The organism is Epilithonimonas zeae (genome assembly GCF_900141765.1).
In the GTDB taxonomy this organism is placed as follows: domain Bacteria; phylum Bacteroidota; class Bacteroidia; order Flavobacteriales; family Weeksellaceae; genus Epilithonimonas; species Epilithonimonas zeae.
In genome coordinates this window covers 536,706-561,377 of record NZ_FSRK01000001.1, presented here as the reverse complement: position 1 = coordinate 561,377, position 24,672 = coordinate 536,706, and the positions used below count along the sequence as shown (strand labels likewise).

Here is a 24,672-nt window from a genome sequence, read left to right as displayed (position 1 = left end):
CTATTTATCAACACTCAAAAACTCATCCACTTTATTTGCACACTTCCGCCCTTCCGCTATAGCCCAAACGACAAGACTCTGCCCTTTTCTGGCATCACCGCAAGAAAAATATTTTGCTTTGTTCGTTTTGAATTCTTTATCATTTCCGATAAGATTTCCTTTTGGATCGAGGGTGATGTCCAAATCTTCCACCAAACCTTTATGCTCCACGTGCGTGTACCCTAACGCAATGAAAGCCAAATCACAATCGATAACAAATTCTGAATTCGGTTTTTCTGTATAGAGATTCCATTGCCCATCTGCATCTTTTGTCCATTCAGCTTCCACAAGACGAAGGCCAATAAGATTTCCGTTTTCATCTTTTACAAATTCTTTGGAATTAACAGACCATTTTCGTTCACAACCTTCCTCATGAGAAGATGTAATATGCAAAGTCATCGGCATTGTCGGCCAAGGCATTGTTCCGTCGCGTTCTGTCGGTTGAATTGGCTTGTAATAAATTTGATAAATAATTTCTGCGCCTTGTCGGTTAGAAGTTCCGATACAATCTGCACCCGTATCACCTCCACCAATCACAACCACTTTTTTCCCTTTAGCATTAATATCTTTTTCACTGAACGGAATTCCACTCACTTTTTTATTACTCTGAGAAAGAAAATCCATTGCAAAATGAACACCTTTTGCATCCCTATTTGGAATCATCAAATCTCGCGGAACTGTACTTCCCAAAGCCAAAACAACCGCATCAAAATTCCTATCCAAATCTTCCACAGAATAATTAACTCCGACATTGACATTAGTTTTGAATTCAATTCCTTCCTGTTTCATCCATTCCACACGGCGTTCGATGATTTTTTTATCCAATTTGAAATCCGGAATTCCGAAACGCAACAAACCACCAATTTCTGGATCACGTTCAAAAACTACAACCGAATGTCCCATTTGATTCAGCTGATAGGCCGAAGCCAAACCAGCAGGCCCAGAACCGACGACTGAAACTTTTTTTCCAGTTCGGGTTTGAGGAATAATTGGTTTTGCAAATCCTTTTTCGAAAGCAATTTCGATAATATTTTTTTCCACTTCTTCGATTGCGACAGGCAAATTATTAATTCCCAAAACACAAGCACTTTCGCACGGCGCAGGACAAATCCGACCTGTAAACTCGGGGAAATTGTTGGTTGAAATCAATAATTCATAGGCCTTTTCCCACTGTTCTTTATAAACCGCTTCATTGAATTCCGGAATCATATTCCCAAGCGGACAACCACTTTGGCAAAACGGAACACCACAATCCATACACCGCGACGACTGCTTATGAAGGTAATCTTCCGCAATTGGCACATAAAATTCTTTATAGTTACGAATCCTTTCCTCTACAGGAAATTTCTTTGGCAACTCTCTATTGTACAATAAAAATCCATCTGTTTTTCCCATTACTTCAACTCATTTATCTTATTTTCCATCGCCATTTTATAATCTCTCGGATAAACTTTGATGATATGTTTCAAATTATTTTCAAAATCACTTAGAAGATACGACGCTAATTCGCTCTTCGTCATTTCCAAATGTTCATTAATCAAATCTTTGATGATTGATTTATCTTTTTCTGTAATCTCTTCCAAATCTGCCATATCAGGATTAAAATTAGTTTCCAAAGACCTTTCCAAGTCCCACACGTAAGCTATTCCACCACTCATTCCAGCTCCAAAGTTTCTTCCGACTCCGCCAAGAATCAAAACTGTTCCTCCTGTCATATATTCGCAACCGTGATCACCAACGCCTTCTACAACCGCCATTGCACCAGAATTACGAACCGCAAAACGTTCACCCGCCATTCCGCACACAAAAATCCTCCCAGAAGTCGCACCATACAAAGCCACATTTCCGATGATGCTATTTTGATGCGCCTTGATAACTGATTCTTTATTCGGAAAAACCACCAAATTAGCTCCGGAAAGACCTTTACCAAAATAATCATTAGCATCGCCTTCAAGAATCATCGTGATTCCTTTATTGCAAAACGCTCCAAAACTTTGTCCCGCCGTTCCTTTAAAATTAAATTTCAGAGAATTGTCAAACATTCCTTCCGAGCCATATTTTTTGGTAACTTCGTGAGAGAGGATTGTTCCGATTGTTCTATCAGTATTTTTGATATTAAATTCAGCTTCAACCGTTTGATTTTCATTAATAGCATTTTGTGAAGCCTCCAACATTTTCCAAGACAAAGAATCGGAAATCCCGTGATCTTGGTCTTCACTTTTAATAATCGGCAAATCAGTTTCGGACTTAAAGAAAATAGGACTCAAATCTATTTGTTTGTGTTTCCAGAATGAAACATCTTTTTTCGTAGTCAAACATTGGGATTGCCCAACCATTTCATCAATCGTTTTAAAGCCTAAACTCGCCATAATTTCCCTAACTTCCATTGCCAAAAAAGTGAAATAACTAACCAAATGCTCAGGTTTTCCTTTGAATTTTTTCCTCAGTTCTTCATTTTGAGTAGCAATACCAACCGGACAAGTATTAAGGTGACATTTTCGCATCAAAATACAACCTTCAACAATCAACGCAGAAGTCGAAATCCCCCATTCTTCCGCCCCAAGCAAAGTTGCTATGACGATATCACGACCTGTTTTCACCTGACCATCAACTTGCAAAGCCACACGATGACGCAGTTTATTTTTGATTAATGTTTGCTGAGTTTCCGCCAATCCCAATTCCCACGGTAAACCTGTATGCCTTGTAGAACTTAAAGGCGAAGCTCCGGTCCCACCGTCGTAACCTGAGATCAGAATATGATCAGCTTTTGCTTTTGCAACGCCGGAAGCAATCGTTCCTACACCTGCTTTTGATACTAATTTAACCGAAATCCTGGCGTGGCGATTGGCATTTTTCAAATCAAATATCAATTGCGCCAAATCCTCAATCGAATAAATATCGTGATGTGGTGGTGGCGAAATCAAACCAACACCCGGCGTAGAATGTCGGGTTTTTCCAATCCATTCATCCACTTTGAAACCAGGCAATTGCCCACCTTCGCCCGGTTTTGCACCTTGTGCCATTTTGATTTGAAGCTCTTCTGCTTCCGCCAAATATCTCGCTGTAACACCGAATCTTCCCGATGCCACTTGTTTAATTGCCGAGCGCAAATTATTTCCATTTTCATCCAAAACATAACGCTTCTCATCTTCTCCTCCTTCGCCCGTATTGCTTTTTGCACCAATTCGATTCATCGCAATTGCTAATGTAGAATGCGCTTCATAAGAAATCGAACCAAAAGACATCGCGCCCGTTGCAAAACGTTTTAAAATATTCTCTACCGGCTCAACTTCATCAATAGAAATCGATTGTCTGTCGTTTTTAAAATCCATCAAACCGCGTAAAAGTGAAGCTTTCTCTGAAAGTTGATTGACCGTTCTTGAATATTTCTTGAATATATCATAACGATCATTCCAAGTTGCCTGTTGCAAAAGATGGACAGATTGCGGATTGAACTGATGATATTCGTTCTCCGGTTTCCATTGATAAATGCCGCCCGGCTCTAAGATTTGTTGAGGTAATTTCCGACCAAACGCATTGAAATGTTTTGTCAAAGCTTCTTTTGCAATTTCATCAAACCCAATTCCATCTATTCTTGAAATCGCTCCGGTGAAACACGTATTAACAACCGCTTTATTAAGACCAATAATCTCAAAAATCTGAGCGCCGTGATAAGACTGCAATGTAGAAATTCCCATCTTTGAAAATATCTTCAAAAGTCCATCTCCAACCGCTTTTCTATAATTATTTTTTAATTTTTCTAATTCTATTTCGCTTCCGAATTCATTTTTATGGAACATTTCGCGGATACTCGCCAAAGCCAAATAAGGATTGATAGCCGTAGCTCCAAAACCCAGCAAAGCCGCAAAATGATGAACTTCCCAGACATCGCCAACCTCCATCACAATTCCAATTTTTCGACGAACACCTTTTCTTATCAAATGGTGATGAACCGCAGAACACGCCAAAAGAGAAGGAATTGCCGCATGACCAGAATCCAAAGAACGGTCGGAAAGCACAATAACCTCAAACCCGTCATCCACAGCATCTATCGCATAACGACAAATCCTATCAATTGCCTTTCTCAAAGTTCCTTCCTTCTCATCCGTCTTAAAATAAGTATAAATGGTTTTCGATTGAAATTTCCCCGTATCTACACTTCTCAACTTTTCCAATTGTTCATTATTCAGAATCGGGTCATCTAATTTTATAGAATGGGCGAAGTTTTTATCTTCTTCCAAAAGATTACCGCTTCCGCCAAGAATTGTAGTCAAAGACATCACCAACTTTTCCCGAATCGGGTCGATAGGTGGATTTGTCACCTGAGCAAATAATTGTTTGAAATAAGAACTGAGATGTTGCGGTTTTTCACTCAGAACAGCCAAAGGTGCATCAAAACCCATAGAACCAATTGGTTCTTTTCCCTGCTCCGCCATTTCTTTGATAACGACATCCAAATCTTCTCTGGAATACCCGAAAGCTTTTTGATATTTGAAAATATCTTCAGACTGTAATTTGTTAAAACGGATTTTCGGACTTGGCAATTCGTTGATATTAATCTTCATTTTATCCAACCAATCTCTATACGGCCGAGAAGTACAAATCTCTTTTTTCAGCGCTTCATCACTTATGATTTCGCCTTTCTTCATATCAACCAAGAACATTTTTCCAGGTTGAAGGCGACCTCTTTTTATGACCTTTTGTGGATCTACAGGCAAAGCACCCGACTCCGAAGCCATAATAACGCGGTCATCAGAAGTAACGCAATATCGTGAAGGCCGAAGTCCGTTTCTATCCAAAGTCGCCCCAATCATTTCGCCATCTGTAAAAGAAATAGAAGCAGGACCATCCCAAGGTTCCATCATACAAGCGTGAAATTCGTAAAAATCCTTCTTGTAATCTTCCATTTGCTTGTGACCATCCCAAGCCTCAGGAATCAGCATCATCATTGTATGCGGAAGCGAACGGCCCGAATGATAAAGCAATTCTACCATATTATCAAGGTAGGAAGAATCGGATTGTCCTGGTTTTGTGATTGGCAAAATCATATCCATTTCCTGAGCAGTAAAATTGGAACTTTCGAATGTTTTTTCTGAAGATTTCAACCAATTCAGATTCCCTCCAATCGTATTGATTTCGCCATTGTGAGCCAAAAAACGAAACGGTTGCGCCAAACTCCACGTCGGATTTGTATTGGTTGCAAAACGTGAATGCACCATTCCGAAAGCCGAACGCAATCTCGGGTCTGACAAATCCTTGAAATAGTTACGAATCTGAACCGAACGCAACTGACCTTTGTAAATCAGCTTTTTACAGGAAAAAGAAGCGACGTAAAAACCAATTGGGTCATTGCTTGTTACGCTCGTAATCTGATGTGAAATATAATTTTTGAAAACGAACAATTTTCTCTCAAAATCTTTATCAGTTTCTATATCAAAAGGGCGCTCTACAAAAAGCATTTCCATCACAGGTTCTACGCTTTTTGCCAAATCTCCTAAATCTATATTGCTAACAGGAACAGGACGATAACCCAAAATTTTGAGTCCTAACTTTTCCGCCGATTGCTCAATAATCTCTTTACATTCTTGCCTGATGAAATTATTCTGAGGAAAGAAAAGCATCCCAACACCATATTGTCCAGGTTCGGCAATATCAATTCCATACTTTAAGGCTTCATCGAAAAGCAATTCGTGTGGTAGTTGGATTTGAATTCCTGCGCCGTCACCTGTATTACTTTCATAACCTGTAGCACCACGATGCTCCATATTTTCGAGCATCGTAATTGCATCGCTGACAATTTTGAAACTTTTGAGTCCTTTTATATTAGCCACAAAACCAACTCCGCAGGAGTCAAATTCTGTCTCTGGTAAATAAAGTCCTTGATTTTTGGAAATGGATTTTTGGGAAGTTCCCCTTGCTCTTTTCATCTACATCAATTTTGTATACTAACAAACTTAATGAAAAAAGAGTCAAAAATGATTTTAAATTACCGAATCAGCAATTATAAAAACTACAAATAAGATTTAAAACAAATAAAACATCTTTTATTTGCCGATAATTTACATTAATTTAACATTGGGCAAAAAGTTGTTAAAACTGAATTAACATATAAAATAACCAAAGTATTAACAATCAGACAATTAATCAAAATATACATTTCAATAAGGATTGGAAAAACGTAGAATTAAATCTAATCTTTCTAAAAATATGATATTGAGTTAAAATCGAATATAAAACAAAAACACCCCTAAAAAATTTAGGGGTGTAATATTTTAAATTCAGTTTCAAACCAAAACAATATTATGTTTTGATAAAGTTATTTATTTAAAAGGGTTTTTAATTATTTAGAAATTAAAAAATAAAAAGCAAATTTAATTTTAAAAATTTATCATCATTAATTAAATTTATTTAAATAATTAATAAATTTAATTTTATTATAAATAATTTTCAATAACAATTTAAAGAAAACATTAAATCAACTTCATTAATAAAACCTCATCAATTTTCTCAACTTTTACCAAATTATTTTTAGTTAAAGTTTTAGAAGCTTTGTCCCATTTTTTTCCGGAAAGCTGAGAACGGGTTTTTACTTCATTCAATTCCAGCGCATCTTCTTGAGAATTAAGAATCTCGAGGATTACTTTTTCATCTTCTCCTAATTCAACGGTTGGAGTTTTCTTTTCTGGTCTCATTTGAGGGAAGAAAAGAACTTCCTGAATTGATGGATTATTGGTCAAGAACATTATCAATCTGTCCATTCCTACGCCTAAACCAGAAGTTGGAGGCATTCCGTATTCCAAAGCTCTAAGGAAATCTTCATCGATAAAGCCTGTTGCTTCATCGTCTCCTTTTTCTGATAATAACAATTGATGTTCAAAACGTTGTCTTTGGTCAATCGGGTCATTCAATTCCGAATAAGCATTCGCGATTTCTTTTCCGCAAACCATTAATTCGAAACGCTCTGTCAAACCTTCCTGGCTTCTGTGTTTTTTGGTCAAAGGCGACATCTCAACAGGATAATCTGTAATGAAAGTTGGCTGAATGAAGTTCCCTTCGCACTTTTCTCCAAAAATCTCATCAATCAATTTTCCTTTGCCCATTGTTTCGTTCACTTCTATTCCGATAGATTTTGCGAAGTCGAATAACTCCTGCTCAGATTTTCCAGTGATGTCAAATCCTGTATATTTCAAAATCGCTTCTGTCATAGAAACCCTTGGATAAGGCGCTTTCCAGTTGATTTTGTGTTCGCCGAAAGTTGATTCCGCAGAGCCGTTCACGGAAGTTGCACAGAATTCCAGCAATTTTTCTGTGAAATCCATCATCCAGTTGTAATCTTTGTAAGCTACATAGATCTCCATTGCTGTAAATTCCGGATTGTGCGTTCTGTCCATTCCTTCGTTTCTGAAGTTTTTCGAGAATTCATAAACGCCATCAAATCCACCAACGATTAATCTTTTCAGATATAATTCGTTGGCAATTCTAAGATATAAAGGAATATCCAAAGCATTGTGATGAGTAATAAATGGTCTCGCTGCTGCTCCACCAGGAATTGATTGCAAAATCGGCGTCTCAACTTCAAAATATCCGGCATCGTTGAAGAACGTTCTCATCGCATTGAACAATTTTGTTCTTTTTACGAAAATTTCTTTCACGTGAGGATTCACGACCAAATCTGCATAACGTTGTCTGTAACGCAATTCTGCATCTGTGAAACCATCAAAAACATTACCTTCAGCATCTACTTTTGGAAGTGGAAGCGGACGAAGAGATTTTGTCAACAATGTGAAATTCTTCACCATTACTGTCATCTCTCCAACCTGAGTTTTGAACAATTCACCTTCGATTCCGATGATATCACCGATATCTAGAAGATGTTTGTAAACCTCATTATATAAAGTTTTGTCTTCACCAGTACAAATCTCATCACGGTTAAAATAAACCTGAATTCTACCTTCAGAATCCTGCAATTCTGCAAAACTTGCCTTCCCCTGGATTCTTCTGGACATCAATCTTCCGGCAATCACCACCTTCTTCCCTTCTTCGAAATCCTGTTTTATAGATTTTGTGGAATCTGTGATTTTGTATTCAGCGGCTGGGAATGCATCGATTCCCAAATCGGTCAATTTCTGTAGTTTTTCGCGACGGATAATTTCCTGTTCTGATAATGACATTTTAATTCAATTTTTTTGGAACTGCAAATTTATGAAATTAAAATATGTAAAAAATTGAAAGTAAAAATATTTATTCAATCTTATCAAAAATAACTGACGATCCACTTGATCCAAAAAAAGTAATTTTACTTCCTTCAAAAACATTTGGTTGTAATTGCGAAGGAATCCAAGTTGGATTAGCGTTACTGCTAAGAACAATATTAAACCAAATATTTTTAGCGGAATAATTATTTACATTTTCCACATCGCCAATCATAGATATAATATCCTGAGAATAAGCTCCTGTACTTATATTTTGAGAGTAGAATATATCACATTTAATTTTTTTGGGACTAAGATACTGAATTATCATATAATATATATTACTTGGTAAACTACTATTATAAATACCCTTATATAAACCAGAAATCGTAGCAGCAGGATTTGATAGTTCTCTAGCCTTATCCGCATAATTAGCAAATGGAACATTTAGTAGTTCCGTATTACTAACTATACTATATCCCCAACCATTCAATATATCTGTCTCAATCTTTAAAAAAAGATTTCCTTGACTCCAATCGATATTGCTAAAATTCCCTGATTCAGCTACACCACCTCCAACTTGTAAATTAAACAAACCATTATCATTGGTTTTTGGCAAGTGAACTTCCGAATAAACTGCATTATTCCCAATTAGGATACTTGCTCTTACTTTTAAATTGTGATTTTGCAATAACCCATTAAGCGCATCTCTAACAACAGCTTGATATCCAAACTTGTTTGATGTTTGTCCAAAAATTGATACAGAAACAAACAAGATTAAAATTTGTAAAAAAGTTTTCATAATTTTTATTTTTTGATGATTTTGTAAGTATTAATAGTTATCCCAAACTGGTTGATCTCCAGAATATAATTGCCTATTGATAGATTTTGTAGATTGAGAATATTTGCGGTTTCTCTTAATTCTCCTTTAATAATCAATCTGCCATTTAAGTCAAAAATTCTATAGTCGTATTTTTCTTTTTTATAATCCTGCGAAAATTTCACAGAGACATTTTCAGAAAAAGGATTTGGATAGATTTTGATATCAATATTTTTATTTTTGATATCTACAACACTCAAATGCATAGAAATTTCGTACGGTTGCTGGCTACCAGACGAAACTGTGTAAGACCCATTCCAGGCAACGGTAGCTGGCGAAAGCCCTATAGAAGAAGAGATACTTCCTCCTGAACTACTTTCGGATTCCCCTCCGGAAAGCGTGAGGCTTTGTGATTTAACATTCCAGATAAATGAAAACAACAAAAGCCCTGAAAAATAAATTTTAGATTTCATAAACTATAATTTTATAAATCCAAAGTTAGATTTCATTATTGACAAGTAAAATACCTCAAAAGGAGTATTTTTCGCATAAAAAAAACCTTTCACAGATTGAAAATTTGAAAGGTTTTGAATATTTTAAACTACTTTAAAAAAGCTATTAGGATCTAAAAGAAAATCTTCCGATTATTTTTCGGTACAAATGTCCAAGCCAAAATCCGGCTGATTTTCTGACCTTGTGCCATATCGATGGTTCTGAACTCTGGGACTTTGAGGTTTTTTAATAAAGTCGTCAGCTGATGCAGGTTGTCTTTTTTGGAAACCAAAGTGGTGAACCACAAAACCTGGGATTTGAACTGCACACTTTCGTTTATCATTTTCTTGATAAAAGCTTCCTCGCCACCTTCGCACCAAAGCTCGGATTGATTTCCGCCGAAGTTGAGAATTGGTTTTTGAGCTTTGTTGTGTCTAAGATTTTTGGTTTTTCTGCGATTGCCTTGCAATGCATCTTCTGCAGATTCGTGGAAAGGCGGATTGCACATCGAGAATGTGAATTTGTCATCGGACGACAATATATTTTTAAAGATAAAATCAGAATCTGGTTGGAATTTCAAATGAATATTTTCTACCAAATCCGGATTGCTGTCTAAAATCTTCTGAGCATTTTCCAGAGAATCTTTATTAATGTCTGTTCCCAAAATATTCCAGCCGTACGAACTATTAGCAATTAGCGGATAAACTAAATTTGCACCAGTTCCGATATCCAAACCTTTCACTGAATTTCCAGTTGGAATCTCGCCATTTTCTTCCGCTAACAAATCTGTCAAATAATGCACGTAATCTGCACGTCCAGGGATCGGTGGACAAAGATTGCCTTCCGGAATGTCCCAATCTTTGATATTGTAATATTTCAAAAGCAAGGCTTTGTTGAGCAATTTCACAGCTTGCGGAAGACTGAAATTAATAGTCAATGTATCGTAATCATTTTTGAAAACGTAATGTTTGAGTTCGGGAACCGAGGCAATCAATTCTTCGAAATCATAGGAATTTCGGTGGATATTTCTGGGATGAAGGCTGGATTTTTCGGTCATTATTTTTCTTTCTCTAATTTTTGGATTCCGGTTTTCACATCCGGATGGCTCATAAATAAGTTCCAAATCAAGCTGGTTCTGTAGTTTTCTATCATCACGGTCATTGGCGCTTGATTCAGCCCCATAAAGATTGGCGAACACCAATTGTTATTCAAATCAAATGAATCGCGGAAACCATATTCACCCCAAAGGAAATCGCCGTAATTGAGGTAGAAATTTTTCAGAACTGCCATAGATTCGGTTGGTGTGTACGGAAAAGATGCGATTGCACCAGTTGGTGTCAGTTTTCCTGTATCTTCTCTTTCTACAGGTTCATCCGGATTATAGCCATTTGGTCCGTCGGAAGCCGTTAGACCCCAACCATCTTTGCCGTAACCTTTTTGTTTTTTCGGATTTTCGACGCAATATAGATAATTAATTTTGGCAATGTTCTGATTATTCTTGAAGTAGTTGGTATATCTGTCCGTCAAACCGTGCGGGTCGTAGCCCATAAAGGAATAATGTGCGAAAAACAACGGACCACCTTTGTTGACACCGACATCCAGCTTGATTCCGTAATAAGTATTTCCGTTGGTGTACATTGCGCCTTCATTAGAATTTCCCCAATCTTTTCTGTAATCCTGCGCAATTTTATCCTGACTTGCCCAACCCGAATAATACAGACTTGCTGGCACAGAATGCGTTGGAGAAGCGATTGCCATCAGGTAAGTGACCATCGTCTCGTTCCAGCCAATCAAATTATGGTTAATTACCCAACCCTGGTCAGGCGACCAGTGCCAATAGAGATATTTGCTATCCGGTTTTTGTTTAAACCAATTCCACTCGATTCCTTTCCAGAATTTATCAATCTTTTGTCTGATGTTTTTTTCTTCGGCATTGTCTTTATTGAAATATTGATGAGCAGCGAGCAAGCCTTGAACTAAAAAAGAAGTTTCCACCAAATCCGCTCCGTTATCTTTTGTTCCAAAAAAAGGTTCGGTTTTCCCTGTTTTTCCATCGATGAAATGAGCAACTGCGCCGTGATATTTGTCGGCTTTTTCGATGAAGTTCACGATTTTTGTAAAACGTTCAACCGATTCTTTTCTTGAGATAAAAGCTCTTTCTGTTCCTGCAATCAAAGCCATAATTCCGAAACCTGAAGCGCCTGTTGCAATCATATTCTGTCTTCCGTTCGTATTTTCTTTTGACAAACCGCTTTCCGTTTCTGCGCCATCCCAATAATAATTGAAAGAAGCTTCTTGAACCATCGTCATCAATTCCTCATCCGACATATTTTTGGTTTCGGTAGAAATAATTTCTGATAATTTGGATTCATTGAAAAGCTTGTCTAGGAAACTTATTTTATAAGAATATACCTTTCCTGTTTCATTGGTAAAATCTGCAAATCTGTCAATATAAGAATCCTGAATTCCGATCGGTTTAAAGTCTTTACCATTTTCTGAGCGGTAGATTTTTACGTATCGGACATTGTCATTTGTTAATGGATTCCATTTCAGGTCAACGTGTTTCATATAACCTTTCGCTGATGAAATCTTAGGCGTTTCAGAAATGATTTTCTTTTCTTTTGAATCGATGAAGGCAATATCATCAAGCCAAATTTTATTATTTGATTCAGAATTTTCGGGTTGAGAGAAAATGACGGCTTTTATTAATCTTGGGTTATTTATAACAGAAATATCAAGGTTTGAAATATCGATTAGAATATTTTCCCATTGATTCTTTTTCGTCAACTTAAGTGTAATTGGTTTTGAAAAAGTCCCATCTGTTTTTTGAAGTTTTACAGTTGGTAAAATATTAGAATCATTCTTTTCAGATTTAATCCAAAAACTTAGAAAATTAGCTTTGTTGAAAAAATCCTTTCCTCTTACTTCTTCATATTCTATAGATGCTTCCCATTTTCCGTCTTTTGCATTTTTATAATCCAGCAAGATAGAATTTCCCGGAGAATGGAATTCATTTCTATCAACCAATAATTTATTGTTCTGATTTTTGACAGAAGAGCTTCCGGAAGACTTTATATTTCCATAAAAGAAATTATCTTTCATCAAACTGTTCGTGAAAAAAGTATAATCATATTGATGTTCCTGAGCACATAACAATGCGGAAAGAAATAAAGCAGAATATAAGATAGACTTCATTAGATTTTGTTTTTGAAAAGATAATCAAATTCTCCGAAAGAGACATAAACAGGAAAAGACAGTTAAAAAACTGCCTTTAATTCTTATATTCAGAATATATAATTCTATTTCGAGGACAAAATATATTGCGCCATAAATTTCGCATTTTCTTTACTAAATCCGTGAGCCGGCATCGGAACATCGCCCCAAACGCCAGAACTTCCTTTGAGGATTTTCTCTGCCAGCATTTCTACATTTTCCGGTGTATTCTCATATTTTTCTGCAACTTCTTTGTAAGAAGGACCAATCATTTTTTCATCCAATTTGTGACAACCTAAACAATCTGAACCTTCAATTAAAGATTTCCCCTCTGCGATTGGGTCAGTAACAACTTTTGGCGCTGGTTCTGGCTCAGAAGTAATTACATTTTGGTTACCAGAATTATCATTCTTGGAACAGGAAAACATTACCGCTAATACAGCTGCTACAAATACTCTTTTCATATTGATTATTATATCACAAATTTATTAAATAAGGAATTAAGACTGATTTTAAATTAGTCCGAACAGGAATTATTATCTTTGCAGAATGGTAAAAATTGGCAACATAGAACTTCCGGATTTTCCACTTTTGCTGGCGCCGATGGAAGATGTAAGTGACCCACCTTTCAGAAAACTGTGCAAAATGCACGGCGCAGACTTGATGTATTCGGAATTTATTTCTTCGGAAGGCTTGATTCGTGATGCGATTAAAAGTCGTAAAAAGCTCGATATTTTTGATTATGAAAGACCGGTTGGAATCCAGATTTTTGGCGGCGATGAAGAAGCAATGGCAATGTCAGCAAGGATTGTGGAGACTGTAGAACCAGATTTGGTGGATATCAATTTCGGGTGTCCTGTGAAAAAAGTGGTTTGTAAAGGTGCCGGAGCAGGCGTTTTGAAAGACATCGATTTGATGGTCAGATTAACAAAAGCTGTCGTGAGTTCTACACATTTACCTGTTACTGTAAAAACCAGATTGGGTTGGGATAATGATTCTATTAATATCGATGAAGTTGCAGAAAGATTACAGGATGTTGGTATCAAAGCATTAACAATCCACGCCAGAACACGTGCTCAAATGTACAAAGGTGAAGCAGATTGGGAACATATCTCAAGAATTAAAAATAATCCAAATATCGAAATTCCGATTTTTGGAAATGGCGATATTGACTCTCCTGAAAAAGCTTTGGAATATAAAAACAAATACAACTGCGACGGAATAATGATTGGTCGTGGTGCGATTGGTTATCCTTGGATTTTCAACGAAATCAAACATTTTTTTGAAACTGGAGAAATTTTACCAGAACCAACCATTTCTGAAAGATTAGACGCTGTGAAAAATCACGCACTTTGGTCTGTGGAATGGAAAGGCGAACGTCCCGGAATTGTGGAGATGAGACAGCATTACAGCAATTATTTCCGAGGAATTCCACATTTTAAAGAATTCAAGACTAAGTTTCTTCAGGCTTTAACACTTGAACAAATTGACGAAATTATCGAAGAGACGAAGCATTTTTATGTTGAGAATGTGAATTAATAAACATTCGCAATACAATTTATGAAACCCTTTCAGAGTTTGAAACTCTGAAAGGGTTCTTTATTTCATATTGAAATACAAGAGTTGATTGACTGACAAATCCTATAGCCCCGATAGTAGCGGCATCCTTTTTCTTTTTTTGGCAAAAAAAAGAAAAAGATATAGTGGATAGCGGGATTAAGCTCATAATAATAATTTTGTAAAATACTTTTATTTAATTTTGTAACGTTTCATTTCATCAGCGAAACTAATTCTAAAAAAAATTAAAAATGAAAAAATTATTACTTCTCTCCATATTAATCTCCGGAGTTTCACAAGCTCAGTTTTTTGAGGATGCAAAGCCTACAAAAACAGACACGCTGAAAGGTTCTAATACAAAATTCAGGAACTTTTGGGATGTCAAGAAATATGATATTGTCCTGGAGCCGAATTTTGAAGCGAAAAGCATCAAAGGAAGTAATAAAATCAGTTTGACGATTGAGAAAGATGTTTTGAATCCTGTTTTTCAAATCGACCTTCAAAGTCCTATGAAAGCTGATAAAATAACAGCCAGTTTCCCTATCGTTGATAAAAAAGTAGAAGGTGATTTCATTTTTATTTCTGCAAAAAAGAAATTCAAAAAAGGAGAAAAATATACGATTGATATTGAGTATTCTGGAAATCCTGTGATTGCAAAACACGCACCTTGGGACGGTGGATGGATTTTCACTAAAGATAAAAACGGCAATCCGTGGATCACAGCTGCTGACGAAGGAATTGGAGCAAGTATTTGGCTTCCCGTGAAAGATATCTGGAGTGACGAGCCTGATAACGGTATGACTTTCAAAATCATTACGCCAAAAGATTTGGTTGGCGTTGGCAACGGAAGATTAATCAAAGAAGAAAATCTGGGCGATAAAAAATCCTGGCTTTGGGAAGTGAAAAGTCCTATTAATGATTATTCTATCATTCCTTCGATTGGAAAATATGTGAATTTCAAAGATACTTTTGACGGCGAAAAAGGAAAATTGGACTTGGATTATTGGGTTTTGGATTACAATCTTGACAAAGCTAAGAAACAATTTGAGCAAGTGAAACCCATGATGAAAGCTTTCGAGCATTGGTTTGGACCTTATCCTTTTTACGAAGACTCTTACAAATTGGTAGAATCGCCACATCTTGGAATGGAACATCAAAGCAACGTGGCTTACGGAAACAAATATCAAAATGGTTACCTCGGAAGAGACCTTTCCGGAACAGGAATTGGCCTGAAATGGGATTACATCATCATCCACGAAACCGGACACGAGTGGTTTGCGAACAACATCACGGCAAAAGATCAGGCCGATATGTGGATTCATGAGAGTTTTACAACTTATTCTGAAACCTTATTTGTGGATTATGTTTTTGGAAAAGCTGATGGGAACAAATATCTGCAAGGATTAAGAGGAAATATTCAGAACGACAAGCCGATTATCGGAACATACGGTATCCGAAATGAAGGCAGCGGCGATATGTATCCAAAAGGCGCCAATATGATTCATACGATTCGTCAGGTTATTAATAATGATGAGAAATTTCGTAAAATACTGAGAGGTCTGAACAAAGATTTCTATCATCAAACGGTAACTACAAAACAGGTTGAAGATTATTTTATCCAAAAATCCGGAATTGATTTGCAATCGATTTTTGACCAATATCTGAGAACGGTAAAAATCCCGACTTTGGAATATAAGCAAAATGGAAATCAGTTGACTTTCAAATGGACGAATGTGGTTCCGAATCTGAAACTTCCAATCCGATTGGCTGATGGACAAGAATTGAAACCAACAGAACAGAATCAGACCACGACTTTGAAATCTGACAAACCGGTTGAGTTCGATAAAAACTATTACGTTGTATACAGTAATAAGTAATTTTTTTCAGGATTGATTTTTTAATGAAAAATTCTGTATCGAAAGACATCATTGAAAAATGGCTGACCGCTTGGTGCTTATCAAGAGAACTTCCATTACCAGTGAAATATAAGTCAGGATTCAAGGTAGATGTTGGTTTTGAAAAACAAAAATTCCGTTATGTTTTTCCGGAAATCAATGAAGATATTATTCAACTTTCAAAAGAGATTACTGAGCCTTGGATTTATTTAAAGTTTTGTGGTCTTCCGGAAAAAATTCAGAATAAAGTTCCAGACAGATGGAAAGTTCAGCCACAAGGTTTTATGATGCATTGTACAACTCCAATGAAAATTCTAAAGACTGAGTTAAATCCAGCTTATAAATTTGAAATTGAAAATTATAATTCAACAGCTGTCATTAGAATTCTGACTCAGAACAATGAACTTTGCGCTGAAGGAAGAGTGATTATTGTAGAAGACATTGCTCTTTACGACCGCATCTTTACGGAGAATAAGCATAAACGTAAAGGTCTTGCAACTTTTTTGATGAAAGAATTAGAAAGTATTGCATTATCAAAAAAGATTTATACCAATTTTTTAGTTGCGACAAGTGAAGGTAAACTGCTTTATAAAAACTTAGGTTGGGAATTATATTCCTATTATACATCAATAGTTATAGAAAAATAACTATTTTTAAATTAAGATATTAGTTTTAAAGCCATTTCAAATCTATCTTTGAAATGGTTTTATATTTAAACAATTATAAACTCAAAAATCTATTATGAGAAATAAATTCATTCTTTGGGGAATCGTTATATTAATCTTGACTTGGACCACGGCTCTGCTCATCAAAGCGCATTACTGGATTCCGATTTTCCTGACTTTCCTTTATATTTTAGGCATCTACAATACGTATCAGACCAAACACGCGATTCTCAGGAACTTCCCTGTTCTTGGTTATTTCCGATATATTTTTGAAGAGATTTCGCCAGAGATTCAGCAATATTTTATTGAGAGAGAGACCGATGGGAAACCATTTCCAAGACATCAAAGGTCAGCAGTTTACAGAAGGTCAAAAAACCTGAGTGATACTGTGCCTTTCGGGACTCAGTTAGAAATCAACCATAGAAAATATGAAGGTATCAAACATTCTATCTACGCCAAACATCCAAAAGAAGAGCTGCCGAGAGTAACCATTGGAGGCAAAGATTGTAAACAGCCTTATAACGCATCACTTTTTAATATTTCTGCAATGAGTTTTGGTGCGTTGAGTGACCGAGCGCAAATGGCTTTGAACCGAGGTGCGAAAAAAGGAAATTTCTATCACAACACGGGCGAAGGTGGTATCTCTCCGCATCATTTGGAAGGCGGCGACCTTTGTTGGCAGATTGGAACCGGATATTTTGGTTGCAGAAATGAAGACGGGAAATTCGATGCCAAATTGTTTACAAAATACTCGAATCTGGATAATGTGAAAATGATTGAAATCAAATTGTCTCAAGGTGCAAAACCAGGTCACGGCGGTGTTTTACCGGCTGTAAAAAATACGCCGGAGATTGCCAAAATCCGACACGTCCCACCTGGCGTTACGATTCTTTCGCCACCATCACATAGTGCTTTTTCTGACGCGGAAGGTTTGTTGAGATTTGTGCAGCAATTGCGTGAGCTTTCTGGCGGAAAACCAGTTGGGTTCAAGCTTTGTATCGGCGACACCAAAGAGTTTGAAGACATCTGTGAACAGATGAATATCCTGAATATCTATCCAGATTTCATCACCATAGATGGTGCAGAAGGTGGAACGGGCGCTGCGCCACCAGAGTTCTCAGACGGTGTTGGGATGCCATTGGAACCTGCATTGATTTTTGTGAATAAGACTTTGATTAATTATGAATTAAGAGATAAATTAAGAATCATTGCCAGCGGAAAAGTTTTGACTTCCTTGGATATTCTAAGAGCTGTTGCAATGGGTGCCGACCTTTGTAATAATGCCCGAGGTTTTATGTTTTCTCTCGGCTGTATTCAGGCGTTGAGATGCAATACGAATACTTGCCCAACCGGCGTTGCAACGCAAGACAAAATGTTAATTAAAGGACTCGACACCAATGATAAAACAGAACGGGTTTATCAGTTTCATAAAAATACTTTGCATACTTGCAACGAGTTGATTGCTGCCGCAGGAAGAGAGTCTTACGACCAGGTGAACGCTTCTATGTTTATGCGAGGTGACGAGTTCGAACATCTTTCGGACACTTATTTTCCTGATATTTTGGAGAATGTGAGGAAACGATAATTATTAATTTTGATCGATATTTAAAATAAAGACCTATTCGAGAAATGAATAGGTCTTTTGGCTTTTAGAAATTCATTTTCTTTTTTTGAGATGAAATGAAAGCCCTTATGGTTATTATGCTAATCAAAATTAGAATTTAAAGAAAATAAAGCAAAAAAATGGGATGGACATCGGGTGGACAAATGATTTTACAATTTAAACAAACTATCTATCAAACTGTTACATTTTTAGTTTTTTGAATTTAATAAAAAGCAATATTGGATTTAGCCTATAAAATCTAGGTTTTTTGTAATTTGCATAGACATAAATCATTATTTGAAGCAGATTTACATTTTTATAATTCTATTTTTCTTCTCCGAAAATATTTTTTCGCAGCAGATTGTCATCAATAGAAATCAAGATTCAAAGAAAAAAATGGAATCTGTTATCCTTCAAAACAAAAATTTTGGGAAGGATACAATTGCACTTAAAACATTTCTCGCTCCACTTTTAAAATCGGATAGAGATCTAAAAATCATTTATTACAATCTTCTCGCAAGCGGTTTTGCCTCGGCAAGTGAAGGCTTGAATTCTAAAAGTAATCAGTATTTTTCCAAGGCTCTGGAATTAGCAAAGGCTAAGGATAATCATGGGTTGGAAATTTGGGCTTTATGTAATTATGCCTTTTATCTTTACGATTACAAAAAAACTTCGGAAGCACTTCAGGTCTATTTGGATGCGGATAACAAAATCAGACAAACCGATGCAAATGACATTGTTCTGCCCAGTGATTGTTTTAAAAAGATTGGTTTTTTTATGGGAACGATTGGTGACACCAGTGAGGCAATCGATTATCTAAAAAAAGCAGAACAATTTGCAGAGCCTGATTCAAAAGAATTAGCTTCCATTCAGGATAATATTGGATTTTATTATCTGGAATTAGATCAATTTGACAGCGCTAAAAATTATCTCTCAAAGGCAGGAACACTTTCAAAAAAAATCAACGACCAAATCCGATATGCAAAAGTTTTGGGAAATTTGGGTCTATTGCAATTTAAAAACGGAAATCTTGATAAAGCTATTCAATTGTTGAATCAGGATCTTGTAATTTCTAAAAAACTTCACAGTGATTACAATACCAATTACGCCCGAATATTATTAAGCAAAATTCTCATCGCTAAAAATCAAATTGCTGAAGCCAAAAAAGTATTGACGGAAGCGGGAAAATTTGCAGAATCCAAAGTTCATCTCAAAAAAGATGTCTTTGATATTGAACAGCTTAATTTGAAGATTGCCCAAAAAGAAAACGACACGCATCAGGAATTGGTTTCATTAAGAAAACTAAATATTCTGGATGCGGAACTGATCAATTCTGACAGCGAAAAGAATCTTGAACGCAGCAATATTCTTGCGCAAAAAGAAAGATATGCCAGCAAACTAAGTCTTGCGAATGCCCAATTTGAGAAGGAACAATTAAAGAACAAAGCAATTGTTGTTGTGTCTGCACTGTTGTTTTTCATCATTATTTTATTGATTATTTTCAATCGCAAGCAACTCAAATCAAAAAAAGATCAATACGACAAAACGGTTCTGAAATTAGAATTAGAAAAAATAAAATCTGAACAAAAACTCTCCGAAACCAACAAAACTTTATCTTCCTACAGCACTTACCTTTCAGAAAAAAATGAGCAAATCGAATTGCTGAACAAGGAACTTTCCAAGATCAGAAATTCCTCCTCTTCTTCTATTGAAAAGGAAAAGCAACAGCTGCAAAAATTGTTGGATTCTCACCTGATGACGGACGAAAACTGGATGAATTTCAAAAATGCTTTTCAATATGAATATCCAGATTATTTTCAGACTTTGATAAGGGACTTTCCGGATCTTACAGAATCGAATCTTCGAATTATTACATTAATGAAACTGGGATTATCCAATCAGGAAATCTCATCATTACTGGGAATTACTATTGAAGCTGTGAAAAAATCCAAGCAAAGATTGAGAAAAAGATTTGGAGAGAAATATGAGGATCTGTTTTTGGGAAATTGATTTACAAAAGAAAATCCAACAAACAATTGCTGGATTTATCTTTTATAATTTATTAATGATTCTTATTCCCACTCAATCGTCGCAGGTGGTTTTGAACTAATGTCGTATGCGACTCTATTAATTCCACGAACTTCATTAATGATTCTGCTGGAAACGGTGTCCAAAAACTCGTAAGGCAATCTGCTCCAAGTTGCAGTCATAAAGTCAATCGTATTGGCAGAACGAACCACTGCTGTGTATTCATAAGTTCTTTCGTCGCCCATTACACCAACAGATTTCACCGGAAGAAGAACTACAAATGCCTGAGAAACTTTCTCGTACAAATCGTTTTTATATAATTCTTCGATGAAAATATCGTCTGCTTCTTGCAGGATTCTTACTTTTTCTGCGTCCACTTCGCCTAAAACCCGGATTCCTAAACCTGGCCCTGGGAAAGGATGCCTGTAAACCAACTCGTGTGGAATCCCCAATTCCTCTCCTACTTTTCTCACCTCATCTTTGAACAATTCTCTCAAAGGTTCCAACAATTCGAATTCCATTTCTTCCGGAAGTCCACCAACGTTATGATGTGATTTGATTACCGCTGAAGGTCCTTTCACAGACTGAGATTCTATAACATCTGGATAGATTGTTCCTTGCGCAAGGAATTTTGCACCTTCTATTTTTTTGGATTCTTCATCGAAAACGTAAACAAATTCGTTGCCGATGATTTTTCTTTTTTCTTCGGGGTCACCAACGCCTGCCAATTTGGAAAGAAATCTCTCGGAAGCTTCTACCAATTTGATATTCATATGGAAATGCTTCCCGTAATTTTCCATTACTTTTTTGCCTTCGTCTTTTCTCAAAAGTCCAGTATCAACAAAAATACAGTTCAGTTGGTCACCGATTGCTTTATGGATTAAAACCGCCGCTACTGAAGAATCTACGCCTCCGGAAAGTCCAAGAATTACTTTTTGAGTTCCTACTTTTTCTTTGATTTCCGCAACGGTTTTTTCAATATAATTGGTCAATAACCAATTTTTATCGGCTTTACAAATTTCGAATACGAAATTTTCCAACATCTTTCCACCTTCTTCTGAATGCGAAACTTCCGGATGAAACTGAACGCAATAGATTTTTTTCTCTGGATTCGAAATCGAGGCGATAACGCCGGATTTTGCATTGAGTTCGAAACCTTGTGGCAATTCTGCAACCTCATCAAAATGGCTCATCCAAACAATGGAGTTTTGGTAAACGCCTTTCAGCAATTCGTTTTCTTTAACGATTTCCAGGTGTGCTTTTCCATATTCGCCTTTTTCGCCTTTTGCTACTTTTCCGCCCAAAAGGTGTGCAGTCAACTGCATTCCGTAGCAGATTCCCAAAACTGGGATTCCTTGCTCATAAAGTTCTTTTTCTACAAGGTGCGCATTTTCTGCATTTACAGAACTTGGTCCTCCGGAAAGGATGATTCCTCTTGGTTTTTTTTCAAGAATTTCTGATAATGGAGTGTTGAATGGTACTATTTCCGAATAGACTTCCATTTCACGGATTCTTCTTCCAATCAATTGGTTGTACTGTGAACCGAAGTCTAAAATGATAATTCCGTTTTGCATATAATGTTGTAATATTTTTTTAAAATTGTGCGTAAATAAAGGTTCTTTTGAATGGATAAAATACCGGCGAACCTCTGAAAACTTTTCTAAGTTCTTTTTTATAATCTTGTTTGTATTGCTCTTTCAACTCTTCCGGAAGTTTTTCCACAAAAGGAATCATTGCGGTTCCAGATGCCCAGTCATAAACCGCATCCGCATCTTTCATAATGTGCGGATAAACTTTTTCAAAGACGTTGATTTTTCTTCCTCCGTTGTCTGACAGAATCTTAGCGTAATCTTCTATATTAAGAACCGAATATTCTCTTTTCCAGCCGTTAAAATGCTTCTGATAAAAGTCGTGTTCCGCAACGACTGATAATAACTGATGAACTATGAAATTATGATTCGATGGAACTTGGACGGCTAATTGTCCTTCTAGATTAATTTTTGAAATTAATTTTGGGAAAAGTTCCTGATGATTCTGACACCATTGCAAAGATGCGTTGGCAATAATTAAATCAAATTTTTCATCCAGCTCCATTTGTTCTTCAACGCTTCTTTTGAAAAACTGCAGTCTTTTGGTTTCGAATTGTTCTGCCTTCTGAAGCATTTCACCAGAAGAATCGATTCCGATGATTTGAGAATTGGGGATGAGATCCAAAAGTACTGCAGTGGGCTCTCCTGTTCCGCAACCTAAATCGACAACGGACATATTGGATTCTATTTCCACCAATTTTATTAAATCAAAATAAGGTGCTGAACGTTCTTGCTTGAACTGGTCGTATACATCAGGATTCCAAGGCATTTTTGTAATTATTAATTATGAGTTATTAATTATGAGTTGGACACTTCGACAATCCATCGAAAACCTCAGGATGACAAAATGTGACAAATCTAATAGTAAACGTTTTATTTTCAGCGCTGTCAGGCTGAGGCTCTCGAAGCCTTTCTATTAAATAAACTTCCATATCTAAGTTTCCGAATTGCAAACTAGCCCCGATTGTAACGGATACCCCACAGCAAGCGTTGGCAAATTGCGGCTGCGCGAGGAGTATGAGTGGAAAGCGGGAAACAGCTTCTAAAAAAAAGAGACATTGGTCGCCCAACATCTCTGTATATTTTAGAATTTCGCAATATCTTCTCGGTAAAATCCGTAGTCGAAATCTACAGCCACCGCATCTTCATAAACTTTTTTGCGAGCTTCTTCGAAAGTGTCTCCAAGCGCCACTAAGTTCAAAACTCTACCGCCCGTGGAAACGACTCTGTCGCCTCTGTAATCTGCTCCTGCATAAAGCAATTTGCTACCTTTCACTTTTTCTGCGCCTGTAATCTCGTAGCCAGTCTCGTGATTCTGAGGATAGCCTCCCGAACAAACCACTAAACAAACTGCTTTTTTATTTTTGAATTTCAAATCCAAGTCTTTGCCATGAAGACAATCCTCGATAACATCTACCAAATTGTTTTCCAGCAACGGCAAAAGAACCTGAGTTTCCGGATCGCCCAATCTCATATTGTACTCCAGAAGATAAGTTCCATTTTTGGTAATCATCAATCCGAAGAAAATAAATCCTTTGAAGCTAAGACCTTCTTTTTTAAGACCTTCCACCGTTGGATTCATAATATGTTCTACAAAATCCTGATGATGTGCGTCTGTAAATTCCGGACTTGGTGCCGCAGAACCCATTCCGCCCGTGTTTGGACCTTTGTCGCCGTTTCCTACTTTTTTATAATCTTTTGCAGAAACGAAAGGGAAGATTTTTTCGCCATTGGAAACTCCGATAATTGAAGCTTCGAAACCCTGTAGAAACTCTTCGATAATTACCTGAATCCCAGAATCTCCGAAGATTCTCTTAATCATAAAATCGTGGATTGTGCCTTCTGCTTCTTCCAAATCTTCGGCAATCACCACGCCTTTTCCGCCAGCTAAACCGCTCGCTTTGATTACCAAAGGATATTCTTGTTTTTGAAGATATTCTTTAGCATCAACATAAGAATCAAATGTCACAGACTGTGCCGTTTTGATTCCGTAAGTTTTCATAAACTTTTTAGAGAACGCTTTGCTGCCTTCCAAAGAAGCTGCTTTTTTTGAAGGACCAAAAACTTTCAAATCCACTTTTTTGAACTCGTCCACAATCCCTTCAACAAGAGGCGCTTCCGGGCCAACGATTGTCAAATCGACTTTGTTTTTAATTGCAAAATCTCTAAGCGCAATGATATCTGATTCGTTTATATTTTCTCCTAATTTTTCTGTCGTGGCGTTGCCAGGCGCGAAAAACATTTTCGTAATTCTGTTATCCTCGCTCAATTTAGTTGCTAAAGCCGAAGCACGGCCGCCATTTCCAACAATAAGTAATCTCATCTGTAAATATTAATGTTTTTGTGGATAAAACGCTTGAAATCTTTCTATTTCCGGAGAACTTTCGTTTGTAGCGTTTCGTCTGTTTTCAGTTTCACTTTTTAAAGTGCCAAATTTAAGATTTTTCAATGACAATACTCATACCGAGTTGGACGTAATTTTCTTAAAAAAATATTAAAAAGTTAAATCACAAAAGTCACAAAGGAAAATATTGGATATTAGAAGATGTTGAAAAAATAAAAATGTCTTATTTTTATCT

The 24,672-nt window shown here is 36.6% G+C and carries 16 protein-coding genes; 5 read left to right on the top strand and 11 right to left on the bottom strand.

Annotation, left to right across the window (positions count from 1 at the left end; translation table 11 throughout):
* The 8 genes from BUR19_RS02455 to BUR19_RS02420 form a co-directional block, all read right to left on the bottom strand.
* The gene (locus BUR19_RS02455) at positions 1-1,434 is read right to left on the bottom strand and encodes a glutamate synthase subunit beta (protein WP_074233345.1); all 1,434 of its coding nucleotides are present in this window, start codon (positions 1,432-1,434) and stop codon (positions 1-3) included.
* On the bottom strand, positions 1,434-5,966 hold the full coding sequence (gene gltB / locus BUR19_RS02450) for a glutamate synthase large subunit (RefSeq protein ID WP_074233344.1): 4,533 nt from the start codon (positions 5,964-5,966) through the stop codon (positions 1,434-1,436). Before gltB ends, BUR19_RS02455 begins: the two co-directional genes overlap by 1 nt.
* A 543-nt stretch (positions 5,967-6,509) precedes the next feature.
* Positions 6,510-8,210 carry a lysine--tRNA ligase gene (gene lysS, locus BUR19_RS02445; protein ID WP_074233343.1) on the bottom strand — a complete coding sequence of 567 codons (1,701 nt, stop codon included), beginning with the start codon at positions 8,208-8,210 and terminating at the stop codon, positions 6,510-6,512.
* A 70-nt stretch (positions 8,211-8,280) separates the two neighbouring features.
* Complete coding sequence (locus tag BUR19_RS02440; RefSeq protein ID WP_074233342.1) at positions 8,281-9,033, bottom strand: hypothetical protein; 753 nt, start codon at positions 9,031-9,033, stop codon at positions 8,281-8,283.
* 5 nt (positions 9,034-9,038) lie between these two features.
* A complete protein-coding gene (locus BUR19_RS02435; protein ID WP_074233341.1) occupies positions 9,039-9,524 on the bottom strand; it encodes a T9SS type A sorting domain-containing protein in 486 nt (161 codons plus the stop codon).
* 152 nt (positions 9,525-9,676) lie between these two features.
* Positions 9,677-10,600: a 23S rRNA (adenine(1618)-N(6))-methyltransferase RlmF gene (gene rlmF / locus BUR19_RS02430; RefSeq protein ID WP_074233340.1), complete on the bottom strand. Its 924-nt coding sequence runs from the start codon at positions 10,598-10,600 to the stop codon at positions 9,677-9,679.
* Positions 10,600-12,738, bottom strand: coding sequence for a glucoamylase family protein (locus tag BUR19_RS19090; protein ID WP_074233339.1), 2,139 nt, complete (start codon positions 12,736-12,738; stop codon positions 10,600-10,602). Before BUR19_RS19090 ends, rlmF begins: the two co-directional genes overlap by 1 nt.
* Before the next feature lie 104 nt (positions 12,739-12,842).
* Positions 12,843-13,220 (bottom strand): c-type cytochrome, encoded by a 378-nt coding sequence (locus BUR19_RS02420; RefSeq protein ID WP_074233338.1) that lies wholly within the window; start codon positions 13,218-13,220, stop codon positions 12,843-12,845.
* An 85-nt stretch (positions 13,221-13,305) separates the two neighbouring features.
* Between BUR19_RS02420 and dusB the strand changes: the two genes are divergently transcribed.
* From dusB to BUR19_RS02395, 5 genes are all read left to right on the top strand, one after another.
* On the top strand, positions 13,306-14,295 hold the full coding sequence (gene dusB, locus BUR19_RS02415) for a tRNA dihydrouridine synthase DusB (protein ID WP_074233337.1): 990 nt from the start codon (positions 13,306-13,308) through the stop codon (positions 14,293-14,295).
* A gap of 269 nt (positions 14,296-14,564) precedes the next feature.
* Complete coding sequence (locus BUR19_RS02410) at positions 14,565-16,190, top strand: M1 family metallopeptidase (protein ID WP_074233336.1); 1,626 nt, start codon at positions 14,565-14,567, stop codon at positions 16,188-16,190.
* Between the two features lie 23 nt (positions 16,191-16,213).
* Positions 16,214-16,855, top strand: coding sequence for a GNAT family N-acetyltransferase (locus BUR19_RS02405; RefSeq protein ID WP_074233335.1), 642 nt, complete (start codon positions 16,214-16,216; stop codon positions 16,853-16,855).
* 94 nt (positions 16,856-16,949) lie between these two features.
* Positions 16,950-18,458: an FMN-binding glutamate synthase family protein gene (locus tag BUR19_RS02400; RefSeq protein WP_074233334.1), complete on the top strand. Its 1,509-nt coding sequence runs from the start codon at positions 16,950-16,952 to the stop codon at positions 18,456-18,458.
* Between the two features lie 414 nt (positions 18,459-18,872).
* Entirely contained in the window at positions 18,873-20,486 is a 1,614-nt protein-coding gene (locus BUR19_RS02395) for a tetratricopeptide repeat protein (RefSeq protein ID WP_139297246.1), read from the top strand.
* Positions 20,487-20,548: 62 nt separating this feature from the next.
* Here the strand turns inward: BUR19_RS02395 and guaA are convergent, their stop codons facing one another.
* The 3 genes from guaA to purD all read right to left on the bottom strand — a co-directional run bounded on the left by guaA (position 20,549) and on the right by purD (position 24,416).
* Complete coding sequence (gene guaA, locus BUR19_RS02390; RefSeq protein WP_074233332.1) at positions 20,549-22,078, bottom strand: glutamine-hydrolyzing GMP synthase; 1,530 nt, start codon at positions 22,076-22,078, stop codon at positions 20,549-20,551.
* Positions 22,079-22,097: 19 nt separating this feature from the next.
* Positions 22,098-22,862, bottom strand: a complete 765-nt coding sequence (locus BUR19_RS02385; RefSeq protein WP_074233331.1) for a methyltransferase domain-containing protein — start codon at positions 22,860-22,862, stop codon at positions 22,098-22,100.
* A gap of 315 nt (positions 22,863-23,177) precedes the next feature.
* On the bottom strand, positions 23,178-24,416 hold the full coding sequence (gene purD / locus BUR19_RS02375) for a phosphoribosylamine--glycine ligase (protein WP_074233329.1): 1,239 nt from the start codon (positions 24,414-24,416) through the stop codon (positions 23,178-23,180).
* Positions 24,417-24,672 lie beyond the last annotated feature (256 nt).